We start from the raw sequence: 12,006 nt of genomic DNA on the forward strand, positions 1-12,006 counted from the left end.
CATTTTACTCTGCGGCTGTGTTTCGACTGGCCCTGCGATTCTTTGAGTACTATGAGGGACCCTGCTTGCTCAACAAAGGTCGGGATTGCGCCGTGAAACGATTAGTCTTTGCCTGCAGCTCTTTTCTATTGGCTCTCGGTCTTGCGCCTGCCTATGGCGAGACACCGCTCGCCGTGGAGATCGTGGTTGCCGAGAAGAGCCCGGACCAGCAGAGTTTTTCCCTGACAGGTGAAATCCGGGCCAAGGAATCGCTGATGGCCTCGTTTCCTATCGGAGGGAGGGTGACCGAAGTTCTGGTCGACCTCGGAGCCAAGGTGGAAAAGGACGAGCCGTTGGCGCGGCTTGATTCAATCCAGCAGGAACTGGCGGTTCGAACCGCGGAAGCCGGCCTGACCACGGCGACGGCGGATTACCGGCAGGCTGTCGAGGACCTCGAACGCGCCGAAGCGCTTCTGGCGAACGGGGCGACGACGCGTGCGGCACGAGATGCGACCCATGATGCGCTCAGAGCGGCCGAGGGCGTGCTTGAACAGGCGAAGGCTGACCTGGATCGGGCCAACAAGGCGCTGGCCGATACCGTGCTGCGGGCGCCGTCGGCGTCCACGGTAATCAGCCGGAATGTTGAGCCTGGCCAGATCATAGGGGCGGCTCAAACGGCGATGGAGCTTGCGCTGGACAAGGGGTTCGAAGCGGTTTTCGAAGTTCCGGAAGTGTTGCTGATCGACTCCATGCCGGCCACCGGCATCACGTTGTCGCGGCTGTCCCGGCCGGACGAGCAGTTTGAAGGCCGCGCCAGCGAAGTGTCACCGCTGGTTGACGAAGCAACCGGTTCTGTCCTGGCAAAGGTCGAGGTTCTCAATCCGCCCGCCGGCCTGGGATATGGCGATCCGGTGCGTGGGACTGCGGCGAGGATAACCCTGCCACAGGTCAGCCTGCCGTATTCCGCGATGAGCGCGACGGTGGACGGGCCCGCGGTATGGCGCGTGGATCAGGAGACAATGCGCGTTGCGTTGCAGCCGGTCACGATAGATCGCTTTGAAACAGCCGGAATAATTCTCAAAAGCGGCGTCGACGAGGGAGACTGGATTGTGACCAAAGGCGCGCAACTGCTTTATCCCGGACGTGCCGTCCGCCGTGTGGGAGCTGATCAATGAGATTGTCCATCGTTCTTGTCAGCCTTGCTCTGGCCTTTCCGGCAAACGCTGAAAATTCCGTCGAGCCCGCCGGGCCGGCGCGTCCGGTTGTATCCGTGCTGGTCGACCCGCAAGTCGGCATTTCACAGAGCTATACGGGAACCGTTGTTGCCCGGACCCAGACTGCGCTTGGCTTCCCGATGATCGGTACGGTTTCCGCCCGGCCGGTGAATACCGGGGACCTGGTCAGGAAAGGCGACGTGCTGGCCCGTCTTGATACCGAAGACCTCAATGCCGATCTGCGAACAGCAGATGCCGGCGTGACGGTTGCCGAAGCCCAGCTGCGGTCGGCAACCGATGCCCGTGACCGGGCCAAGACACTGGCGGAGCGCGGCGTGGGCAGTGCTACCCGGCTCGAGGACGCCGAAAGGGCACTTGTCTCGGCTCAGGCTCGGCTTGAGCAGGCGCGAGCCTCCCAGGCCCGTGCGCTGGATATCATGGAGCTGGCGACGTTGACCGCACCGTATGACGGGGTCGTGACCGGCACCTTTGCAGAACCCGGCGCAACTCTGACGGCCGGACAAACGATCCTGCAGCTTTCTGCAATCGGGGAGCGGGAAATTGTCATTGACGTGTCGGAGACGGAAGCATCGCTCAGCGCACAAGGTGACCGGTTTACCGCCAGCCTGCTGGCAGCCGAATCCATCAAGGTCGACGCGGTTCTGACACGGATCGACCCGGTCGCCGAACGGGCGACGCGGACCTACCGGCTTCATCTGGCGATCGAAGATGCTCCGGCGGAATTCCGCCTCGGGTCCCTGGTGAAGGTTTTGCCTGCTGGTGGCGAGGATGCGGACATCCTTCTGCCGCAGTCGGCCCTGCTCGATCCACCAGCCGTGTGGGTTGTGGACCGGAGCACCAATACAGTTTCGCTGAGGCCGGTCACGGTTTCCGAAACTGCCGGCGAATTCGTGGTGATTACCACCGGCCTTTCGGCCGGTGACGAGGTGGTTACCAGAGGCATCCATTCACTTGAAGAAGGGCAGGCCGTCGGCCCGCGTGTGTCGGAATGAAAACTTTCAACCTCTCCGACTGGGCACTGCAGCACCGCTCGCTCGTCTGGTTCCTGATGATCGTTTCACTGGTCGCAGGCATCATCTCCTACGTGTCGATCGGGCGCGAGGAAGATCCGAATTTCGCCATCAAGACGATGATCATCTCTGCGGCGCTGCCGGGGGCAGACACGCGCGAGACGCTGACACAGGTAACCGACCGGATCGAAAAGAAACTCGAGGATCTGAACGAACTGGATTTCACCCGTTCGGTCACCCGGCCCGGCGAAAGCATCGTCTATCTCGAACTGCTGCCGACAACGCCTGCCAAGAACCTGCCGGAAATCTGGCAGCGCGTGCGCAACATGATGTCCGATATCCGCGGCGATTTCCCGGCCGAGTTCGCCGGGTTCCGTTTCAACGACAGTTTCGGCGATGTTTTCGGAAATCTGTACGCGTTCACGTCCGATGGGTTTTCACCGCGGGAAGTGCGCGACTATGCCGAATTGGTTCGCCGCGAGGTGCAGCGATTGCCGGATGCTGGAAAGGTGGAACTCTTCGGCACGCGCGACGAGGTCATCTATCTCGAATTCTCGACCGAACGCCTGGCGGCCATGGGGCTGAACCAGCAGGCAGTGCAGGCGACCTTGTCCGCACAGAACGCCATCCTTCCCTCAGGCGTGATCGACGCCGGGCCCGAACGCGTGCTGGTGCGGATCGGCGGCCAGTTTTCCGGGACCGAAAGTCTTGAAAATATCAATCTGCGCGTTGGAGACCGTTTCTTCCGTCTGACCGATGTTGCCGATATCCGCCGGTCCTACGAGGATCCTCCATCCGCCTTGTTCCGCTACAAGGGCGAAGACGCTGTCGGCCTCGCGGTCGGGATGCGGCAGGGCGCCAATATCGTCGATTTCGGCGAAGAGCTGAGCGCGGTTATTAGCAAGGCCCAAGCCGAATTGCCGATCGGCGTCGATATCCATCAGGTCGCTGATCAGCCCAAGGTGGTGGAGGAAGCGGTGGGGCATTTCCTGCAGGCGCTTCTCGAAGCGGTGCTGATCGTCCTGGCGGTGAGCTTCATTTCGCTTGGCATGCGGGCAGGGCTCGTGGTCGCGATGACGATACCGCTGGTGCTGGCGATCACGTTCGTGTTCATGAATTATGCCGGGTTCACCCTGCAGCGGATTTCGCTCGGTGCCCTGATCATCGCACTGGGTCTGCTGGTCGATGATGCCATGATTGCAATCGAGACCATGATCTCCCGGCTCGAGCGGGGAGAATCGCTGACCAAATCGGCTTCCTACGCCTGGACTTCGATAGCCTTTCCGATGCTTTCGGGAACACTCGTGACTGTCGCAGGGTTCATTCCCATCGGGCTCAACACGTCGGCTGCAGGTGAATTCACCTTCTCGCTTTTCGTCGTTATCGCCGTTTCGCTGACCGTATCCTGGGTCGTGGCGGTTCTTTTTGCGCCGCTTCTGGGAGTGACTTTCCTGCCGGCCAAGCTCAAGCATCACAGCGGCCAGCCGGGGCGGATAGCGCGGGCTTTCCACGTGACGCTCAAGGCCTGCATGAACCACCGCTGGATCACCATCGGGCTGACGCTCGCTGTGTTTGCGTTTTCGGTTTTCAGCATGCGTTTCGTCGAGCAGCAGTTCTTCCCCAACTCCGACCGCCCGGAACTCATCCTCGACTTCACCCTGCCGCAGAACGCCTCGATTGCCCAGACTTCGGCGGAAATGGCGCGGATGGAAAGCCGGCTCGAGGGCAATGAAAACGTGCTGTTCTGGTCAACCTATGTCGGCCAGGGCGCGCCACGCTTCCTGCTTGCCTATGACGTCACCACGCCTGGACCGAACATCGGCCAGATCGTCATCCAGACACCTTCCATCGAAGCGCGTGACGCGTTGAGGGCGGAACTCAACGAGATTGCGGCAAACGATTTCCCCGGCGTTGACGTGTTCGTCAAGCTGCTTGAAATCGGGCCTCCGGTCGGGCGGCCGGTGCAGTACCGCATTTCCGGGCCCGATATCGAGATCCTGCGGGATCAGGCCCGCGCGCTGACAGCGGTTGTCGCTTCCGACCGGCGGCTCGAAGGCGTGATCATGGATTGGAACGAGCCCGCCCGGGTGGTGCGGGTGGACATTCTGCAGGACAAGGCCCGACAGCTCGGGATCACCCAGCGTGATATCGCCTCTGCGCTCAATGCGATCTATGACGGCGCTTCGGTAACCCAGCTGCGCGATGCCGCCTATCTGGTTGATATCGTCGCGCGTGGCGATGCGGCTTCGCGCCAATCGGTCGAGGCTCTTGCCGCGCTCCAGTTGTCGGGCACCGGCACGGTCACGATACCGCTGCGAGCTGTTGCGACCTTCAGCTACGAGACCGAGCAACCGGTGATCAACCAGCGGGGACGGATACCGACCATTACGGTCAAGGCGGCGATTTCTACCAAGGACCAGCCGGCGACGATCGTGGCGGCGCTTGAAGACAAGATTGCGCAATTCAACAAGGATCTGCCATCGGGATATCAAGTGGAGGTCGGTGGAGCGGTTGCGGAAAGTGCAAAAAGCCAGGCGCCGATCATGGCGGTGATGCCGTTGATGATCCTGATCATGCTGACCCTGATCATGATCCAGGTGCAGAGTTTCAGGCTGGCCTTCGTTGTCATTTGTGTCGCACCGCTGGGACTGATCGGCGTTGTCGCCGCACTGGTTCCCTCGGGAGCGCCGCTCGGTTTCGTCGCAATTCTCGGGGTCCTGGCGCTGATCGGCATTCTTATCCGCAATTCGATCATCCTGATCGATGAGATCGAGGTGCTTCGCGCGAAAGGGCAGTCGGCCTGGGATGCGGTGTTCAATGCGTCGGATGCGCGGTCGCGTCCGATCCTGCTGACCGCAGCAGCCGCAAGCCTGGCGCTGATCCCGATTTCGCGGCAGATCTTCTGGGGGCCGATGGCCTATGCGATGATGGGCGGAATTATTGCCGGTACGGTGATTACCCTGTTCTTCGCGCCTGCGCTGTATCTGGCGGTGTTCCGGGTCAAGCAGGAAGATGCCGCGAATTAAGGGACACAAGCAGATGCATATCAGCCTGCTGCGGCCAGATTGAGGCGTTTGCTCCCTCATCCTGACCGGTTAGCCGGTTACCGGCTCTGCGTTCAGGCGTGTCTCAAGGCCTTCGGTGAATTCGGCGATCAATGAGCGCACGACTTCTTTCTGGGCTTCCATGACGCTGGCGCCCTCGGCGATTGCGTTGGCCTCGATGGCGCGTTGCCGGTCGGCGCTGGTGCCATATTCGACAATACGGCGGGCTGACTGGACTTCGGGCCAGCAGCCCAGTGCGATCGCGTCTTCGCGGACAAGATCGATGAGTTCCTCGATAAGATCGGCGAACTCCACGACAGCTCCCTTGCCGAAATCGATCAACCCGTTGGAGACGCCGTAGCGCTGGGCCCGCCAGCGGTTCTCCCCGACCAGAAACCGGTCATGGATTCGCCATCTCTGGTTTTTGCTGCGCAGCCGCCAGAGCATGTGCATGATCGACTGGGTCAGCGCGACAATGGCCAGGGCGTCGTCAAGCCGCGGCGAGACATCGCAGATGCGGGATTCGAGCGTCGGGAACCGGGACGACGGCCGAAGGTCCCACCAGATCTTGCTGCCATCCTCGATCAGCCCGCTGTCGATGATGATCTGCACCGACTGTTGATATTCCGACCAGGATGAAAACCGCGGTGGCAACCCGGTGCGGGGCATGTTGTCAAAAACCGTGAGCCTGTAGGAATTGAGGCCGGTGTCATCTCCCTTCCAATAGGGCGACGAGGTCGACAGGGCCAGGAGATGCGGCAGGAAATAGGGAAGCTGGGCCATCAGGTCGATGCGGGTTTCATTGTCGTCAATGCCGACATGAACGTGCATGCCGCAGATCAGCATCCGCCTGGCGACGCCGCCGAGATCGCGCTCCAGCTCCCGGTAGCGCTGCTTGTCGGTGAAGTGCTGCTTGTGCCAGTCGGCGAAGGGATGGCAGGACACCGCGAGTGGCGCCATGCCGTAATTGCCGGCGATATTGGCGATTGCAGTCCGCAAGCGTGCCAGGTCGCGGCCAGCTTCCGCAACGGTTCGGCAAACCTCGGTTCCGACCTCGATCTGGCATTGCAGGAATTCGGGGCTGACCTGTCCTTCAAGCTCCGCGGTACAATCCGCCATCAGGGCTTCGGGAGCAGCGACGAGATCGAGCGTGTCGCGGTCGACAAGCAGATACTCCTCTTCCACGCCGAGGGTGAAGCTTGGTTGATGGGTGCTCATGCTGGATTTGAACCTGAAAACGACGGGCGCGCAAGCCAGCCGGTCGGCGCCGGTATGTCGAAGGGCCGAGACGGCTAATCCGCGCTGGTGCGGCGGAGGGCGATCTGGGTCAGAAATGGTCCGATGATCTCAAAGGCAATGGTGCTGGCAACCGCGACGCCGAGCAGGTCTTCGCCGATTTCGGGAAACCGTTCGCTGGCCACCAGCGCCATGCCGATGGCAACGCCTGCCTGCGGCATCAACCCCAGCCCGGTCATCCGGGATTCAAGTTGAGGCAAGCCTGCAAGACGGCCGCCGGCCCATCCGCCCACAAGGCGGGCGAGGGCGCGCAGGACACAATAGGCCGCGCAAATGTAGCCGATTTCGGCGAGGTTTCCGGTTTTCAGGGACGCGCCGGCCATGACGAAGAACAACAGCATGAACGGCCATTCGATCCTCTCGATCTCGTAGAAGGGCCGCTCGTGATGGCGGGCGAGATTGACGATCGTTGTGCCGCAAACCATGCCCGTCAGCAGGAACGAAAACCCGAAATGCAGCGCGAGGCCCGAACACAGGAAGACAAGGCCTATGGCCTCGATGAGGATCGGTTCGCCGGGTTTGATCCGCCCGGTCAGGTAGGCCGCAGGCAAGCCGATTGCCAGCCCGAGCAGCACCGCGCCACCAACTTCGCGCGCGCCGTGAGCCAGTGCCATGGCTGCGTCCTGGTCCATCAGGATGCCGGCAAATGTCAGCGCCATGGAGAAGGCCAGCAGGCCCCAGGCGTCGTCGATGGCCACGATGCCGAGGAGATTGGTGGCAAAACGGCCCTTGGCGCCGGTCTGGGTGACAACGTCGTGGGTAGCGGCAGGATCGGTGGCAGCGGACAAGCCACCCAGAAGGATGGCAATGCCGACCGGCAGGCCGATCAGCCACAATCCTGTCGCCACAATCACGACCGAGACCGCGACAAGCGTCAGAGATATGATCATGATTTCGCGGCCGTGGGTTTTCAACGTGTCCGGGTTCAGGGTTCCTCCAAGCAGGAAGGCAACCATGGTCAGGGCCGTCGGGGCGTAGAATTCATTGGATTCATTGAAGCTGTGCGGCAGCAGATCCATCACCGGAGGACCAATGATTGCGCCAAGCAGGATCAGCAGCGTCACCCGGGGCACATGGACGATCCGGCCGATCTTGTCGAGCAGAAGCCCGGCCAGAAACAGGATGCCGATTGCAACGAGAACTTCTGAATTATCCACCGGCGAGTGCCCCATTCAATACAGGTTCTTGAAATCGTCGATCAAGGAAAAGGCCCGGGAGCCGTTGCAGGTTCCCGGGCCGTTGATTGCCAGTCGGCCAGTTTGATCACGGACGTGTCATGCCGGCCATGTCGATCTCTGCCTTGGAGGACAGATCCTCGAGGCTGTCATAGGCGAGCTGAATGGCGTAGCGCGGATTGTGCGCATAGGCGCCGGGTTCCTTGGCGAGGAACTGGTAGTTGTAGGCTGCACGCAGCAGGCGTGGCGTCCAGCTCTTGTAGCTGTTGGGGAACTTGGCTTCGTCAGGGTCTGCCGTGCCGTTTCCATTCAGGTCATTGAAGAAATACGGATAGGCGTGCGCATCATAAGCCACCGGCTTTCCGATCACGTCCTTTGCGTAGAGCTGAATGGCCTCGCCAAGCTTCTCGTGCAGCGTGCTGATTTCAGCGCTGATGCCTTCCTTGGCGTCGCCGTCTCCATCGATATCAGCCGGGGTGATGCGTATGTCGCGCATCGTTTCCGCACCCTTATGGCAGGCCACGCATTGATCAATGGCAACAACCTTGGTCGTGTGGGGATCGTGGCATGTGGTGCAGGTATTGAAATCGGGCACATGTGCAAACCGTTCGGCGTAGGTCTTTCCTTCATACTGGTAACCGCCGCGAACGGCGCCGCCAAACAGTGTGGCGCCCGAAGCGGCGTAATGCACGTTGATGAAGCCGAGATCGCCATTGATGGTGTCATCCTCGGCGCCGGCAATCGCCGCATTGACGCTGTCGCTCGATTCGCGGCCCTGGTGACAGACCATGCAGATTGCCGATGGGCTTGCTTCGGTCATGACTTCGCCCGAGGGGAAAGTGATCTGCTGGAGATCATGTGCCGCCTGGTTATGGCAGGTGACGCAATCAACCGGAGAGCCGGTCTGGGCGGGAGCATCGACCTTTCCTGCCGCTGATCCGTCCGCGCCGAGGAAATCCAGCATTCCGGGCCCGGAATGACATGTGGCGCAATCTTCCGGCACCGCGCCATCCTTGTTCCAGTGCACGAACGCTTCGGATTTGCGGTCGCCGTGCGGAGAGGTCATCCAGCTTTCGACAATTGTGGTGACCGGGGATGTTTCCTGCGCCTGGGCGACCGGGGCGGCAACAAACATCATTGATATCAGGGATATGAACGTACGGGCGTAAAGCACGGTGGACCTCCAGTGGTTCAGTCAGATTGAGTGTATCCGGCAATTCTGGATGCTTGGTTTTTCGTAACACTATGACAGCCGATTGAAGTTTGGCATTGATCTGGCTCAATGGAAGGGCGGTTTCGTCCTGCTAGATTGCATGGAAATTGAACCCTTGCGTGCTGGTTTTGTACGGTCGATTCGCATGACCGTCGGGCTTGAAGAAAACAGGTGGTGTCGAGAGTGTTGCCCGGTTTCAGGATTGAACACGGACGGTTGCCCGATCAGGCGGTCCACGATGGAGCGCCGGTTGAGCGCGTAGCTTTGGTGGGAGCGGATCTGCCCGGCTTGCGGCCGCGGTTGCTTTGCGAACAGGGCGACCGGGTCAGGCAAGGTCAGGTACTGTTTCATGACCGCGCCCATCCGGAAATTGTTTTTGTTTCACCGGTATCCGGCGTTGTCAAATCGATCACGCTGGGGCCGCGGCGCAGCCTGTCGGCCCTGGTGATCCGGTTGGAAGCAGACCAGCAGGAGCCGGATCCTGTCAGCATGGCCGTGTCGACCGCGGTGGAAATGCGGGCGGCATTGCTTGCCAATGGATTCTGGCCAGCTTTCCTGACCCGCCCCTTTGGCCGGATCCCTGCGCCCGATGCGGTTCCGGATGCGATCTTTGTCACCGTGACAGCTGACAATCCGCATGCGCCCGATCCACGCGTGGTGCTCAAGGAACAGGAAGATGTTTTTGCGGCCGGTCTGAGAGCATTGGCGCTGTTGACCAACGGGGTTGTGCATGTCTGCCAAACGCAGGGGGCGGATATCGCGGCAGGGTGCGGCGACCGTATTCGCGGCGCGTTCTTTGCGCCAGGCGGGGCTTCGGGGCTTGCGGGGACCCATATTCATAACCTGCACCCGGTTGGTCCGGGCCGGTCGGTTTGGAGCATCGGTTACCAGGACGTGCTGTCCATCGGAAAGCTGATTGAAACCGGAGTGCATGATTTCAGCCGCGTTGTTGCGCTTGCCGGCCCGCGTGCACGGCAGCCCAGGTTGATCAGAACGATTGCCGGCGCCAGCCTGCAGGATCTGATCCGCGGGGAGGCCGTGCCGGGCAATCACGGGGCTCCGCTTTGCGTGCTCTCGGGTCCGGCAATGAACGGTCGGCCGGCCTCCTGGCTCGGGCGCTATCACCAGCAGATTACCCTGGTTGATGATGCACCCAAGCATGGCAAGGCTTCCGAGCAGGGGTTGATGGCGCGTTTCCGCCGGGCTTCCGTGCAGCCGGCTCCGTTAATTCCCACTGCCGCGCTCGAGCGGGCGCTGGCGTTTGATATTCCGGTGGTGCCGTTCCTGCGCGCCTTGAGCGTGGGCGATGCGGAGACCGCCAGCCGGCTTGGATGCCTCGAACTGGTTGAAGAGGATCTGGCCGCCGTCTCGCTCGCCTGCACCAGCGGCGCCGATTACGGGCGGATGCTTCGCCACGTGCTTGATGAACTTGCGGAGGATTCATGACCAACTGGCTCCTCGATTCCCATCTCAAACGACAGCGTACCGGGTGGACGCCTGCGCGGGTCACGCTGGCCCAGCTGGTTGCGCTGGCTGCACCGGCCGGGGTCAGTCTGGCCGAGCGCGGGACGGCGCAAATAGCGGTGCTGATGACCGCCCTGGCCACCTGTCTCGTCTGGGAACTGGCGTTTGATCTTGTCCGTGGACGATCGCTGAGCTTGCACACCGCTACCGTGGCACTGATTTTCGCGGTTCTGGTTCCGCCGGCGGTTCCACTCTGGCAGATCGCCATGGCTGCGAGTTTCGGCGTGGTGTTCGGCGAGCTGGTGTTTGGCGGCAGGGGCTATGGCATTGTTTCGGGGGCCGCGGCCGCTGCCGGGTTCCTGGTGTTTTCCTTCTCCGGCACCGGCTTGTCGGCAAGCAGTGAGGCGATGGCGCTGGCGACGCTTCCCGGGGCTGTGCTGTTGCTCTTGGGAGGACTCGTCTCCTGGCGGGTTCTGGTGTCCGTGGTGGTCGTGCTTGTTGCCTCCGGTCTTGCGCAGGAGGGGATGAGCGGGGTGCTGACGGTTCTGACAACCTCCGCCTTTGGCCTGGTATTCCTCGTCGCGGATTCCGTTGCCGGGGCTTCAACGCAATTGGGCCGCTGGGTGTTCGGCATTCTCGCCGGGCTGCTGATTGTGCTGTTTGATACGCTGGCCGGCTTGGCGATCGCGCCTGCGGCCATCGTGTTCGCTTCGCTTCTTGCCAGCATTTTCGCGCCGTTGATCGATTATGCGGTGGTGGAACTGGCCGTGCGCCGCCGGAGAGCAAGACATGGCTGACTTGTTTGCTCCCGTTCGCAAATTCTTCGCACGCTCCAATGATGATCTGGTCAAGGTCATCGGCATGGCGGTTCTTGTCGCGCTGGTGTCGTCTGCCGCCGTGTCGGTTACGGCCGTGATGCTCAAACCCTACCAGGAAGCCAATCAGGCTGCCGAGCAGCAGGCCCGGATGGACAAGATGCTCGACACGCTGCCGGGCATGCGCGATCTGATGATGGAAACCGGGGTCGACACGCTGGAAACCCGGCTGGTCAATCTTGACGATGGCAGTTTTGCCAGCGACGCCGATCCAGCGGACTTTGATCTTGAAGCGGCGCTTCAGGATCCGGAAGCCAGTATTGCCCTTGAAGCCGATGTGGATATCGCCGGTATCAAGCGGCGGGCCAACCAGTCACCTGTCTATCTGCTGCAGAAAGATGGCGACCTGAAGTTGATCGTGCTGCCCGTTTATGGGGCGGGATACCAGTCAACCATTCGTGCGGCTCTCGCCATCGAGGCGGATCTGGTGACGATCGCTGCGCTGGCGATCATCGAACAGGGCGATACGCCGGGCTTTGGTGCACGGATCGAGGAGCCGGAATGGCTGGCGCTCTGGCCCGGCAAGAAGATTGCCGATGAGACCGGCACCGTCCGCATCGAACTGGTGCGCGGACAGGCCTCGACGCCTTATGAAGTCGACGGCATCTCCGGCGCCACCCGGACAAGCACCGGGATGACCAATCTCTTGCGATTCTGGTTGGGGGAGAAGGGGTTCGGCCCCTTCCTCGCAAGGCTGAAACAGGAAGGGCTCTAG

General features: G+C 61.3%; 9 protein-coding genes. 6 read left to right on the top strand and 3 right to left on the bottom strand.

What is annotated here, in order from left to right:
• Positions 1-92 precede the first annotated feature (92 nt).
• From WNY80_RS08095 to WNY80_RS08105, 3 genes are read left to right on the top strand one after another with little or no spacing between them, the layout of a single operon-like run.
• The gene (locus WNY80_RS08095) at positions 93-1,154 is read left to right on the top strand and encodes an efflux RND transporter periplasmic adaptor subunit (protein ID WP_342886833.1); all 1,062 of its coding nucleotides are present in this window, start codon (positions 93-95) and stop codon (positions 1,152-1,154) included.
• Entirely contained in the window at positions 1,151-2,206 is a 1,056-nt protein-coding gene (locus WNY80_RS08100) for an efflux RND transporter periplasmic adaptor subunit (protein ID WP_342886834.1), read from the top strand. Before WNY80_RS08095 ends, WNY80_RS08100 begins: the two co-directional genes overlap by 4 nt.
• Positions 2,203-5,250, top strand: a complete 3,048-nt coding sequence (locus WNY80_RS08105; RefSeq protein WP_342886835.1) for an efflux RND transporter permease subunit — start codon at positions 2,203-2,205, stop codon at positions 5,248-5,250. Before WNY80_RS08100 ends, WNY80_RS08105 begins: the two co-directional genes overlap by 4 nt.
• A gap of 69 nt (positions 5,251-5,319) precedes the next feature.
• On the opposite strand, the gene WNY80_RS08110 is transcribed toward WNY80_RS08105, so the two are convergent.
• The 3 genes from WNY80_RS08110 to WNY80_RS08120 all read right to left on the bottom strand — a co-directional run bounded on the left by WNY80_RS08110 (position 5,320) and on the right by WNY80_RS08120 (position 8,877).
• Positions 5,320-6,486 carry a carboxylate-amine ligase gene (locus WNY80_RS08110; RefSeq protein WP_342886836.1) on the bottom strand — a complete coding sequence of 389 codons (1,167 nt, stop codon included), beginning with the start codon at positions 6,484-6,486 and terminating at the stop codon, positions 5,320-5,322.
• A gap of 74 nt (positions 6,487-6,560) precedes the next feature.
• The gene (locus tag WNY80_RS08115; protein ID WP_342886837.1) at positions 6,561-7,721 is read right to left on the bottom strand and encodes a cation:proton antiporter; all 1,161 of its coding nucleotides are present in this window, start codon (positions 7,719-7,721) and stop codon (positions 6,561-6,563) included.
• Positions 7,722-7,827: 106 nt separating this feature from the next.
• On the bottom strand, positions 7,828-8,877 hold the full coding sequence (locus tag WNY80_RS08120) for a polyheme membrane-associated cytochrome C (RefSeq protein ID WP_342886838.1): 1,050 nt from the start codon (positions 8,875-8,877) through the stop codon (positions 7,828-7,830).
• A gap of 249 nt (positions 8,878-9,126) precedes the next feature.
• Between WNY80_RS08120 and WNY80_RS08125 the strand changes: the two genes are divergently transcribed.
• Genes WNY80_RS08125 through nqrC form a run of 3 tightly spaced genes read left to right on the top strand, consistent with a single transcriptional unit; the run spans position 9,127 to position 12,006 of the window.
• The gene (locus WNY80_RS08125; protein WP_342886839.1) at positions 9,127-10,398 is read left to right on the top strand and encodes a hypothetical protein; all 1,272 of its coding nucleotides are present in this window, start codon (positions 9,127-9,129) and stop codon (positions 10,396-10,398) included.
• The gene (locus WNY80_RS08130; RefSeq protein WP_342886840.1) at positions 10,395-11,213 is read left to right on the top strand and encodes an RnfABCDGE type electron transport complex subunit D; all 819 of its coding nucleotides are present in this window, start codon (positions 10,395-10,397) and stop codon (positions 11,211-11,213) included. Before WNY80_RS08125 ends, WNY80_RS08130 begins: the two co-directional genes overlap by 4 nt.
• On the top strand, positions 11,206-12,006 hold the full coding sequence (gene nqrC / locus WNY80_RS08135) for an NADH:ubiquinone reductase (Na(+)-transporting) subunit C (RefSeq protein ID WP_342886841.1): 801 nt from the start codon (positions 11,206-11,208) through the stop codon (positions 12,004-12,006). Before WNY80_RS08130 ends, nqrC begins: the two co-directional genes overlap by 8 nt.

It is taken from the genome of Hoeflea sp. AS16, from assembly GCF_038900095.1.
Taxonomy (GTDB): Bacteria; Pseudomonadota; Alphaproteobacteria; order Rhizobiales; family Rhizobiaceae; genus Hoeflea.

Excerpts from the sequence above, each read along its gene's own strand:
- WNY80_RS08100 (WP_342886834.1), top strand. The coding sequence starts at position 1,151 with ATGAGATTGTCCATCGTTCTTGTCAGCCTTGCTCTGGCCTTTCCGGCA.
- WNY80_RS08120 (WP_342886838.1), bottom strand. The coding sequence starts at position 8,877 with ATGATGTTTGTTGCCGCCCCGGTCGCCCAGGCGCAGGAAACATCCCCG.
- WNY80_RS08105 (WP_342886835.1), top strand. The coding sequence starts at position 2,203 with ATGAAAACTTTCAACCTCTCCGACTGGGCACTGCAGCACCGCTCGCTC.
- WNY80_RS08130 (WP_342886840.1), top strand. The coding sequence starts at position 10,395 with ATGACCAACTGGCTCCTCGATTCCCATCTCAAACGACAGCGTACCGGG.
- nqrC (WP_342886841.1), top strand. The coding sequence starts at position 11,206 with ATGGCTGACTTGTTTGCTCCCGTTCGCAAATTCTTCGCACGCTCCAAT.
- WNY80_RS08110 (WP_342886836.1), bottom strand. The coding sequence starts at position 6,486 with ATGAGCACCCATCAACCAAGCTTCACCCTCGGCGTGGAAGAGGAGTAT.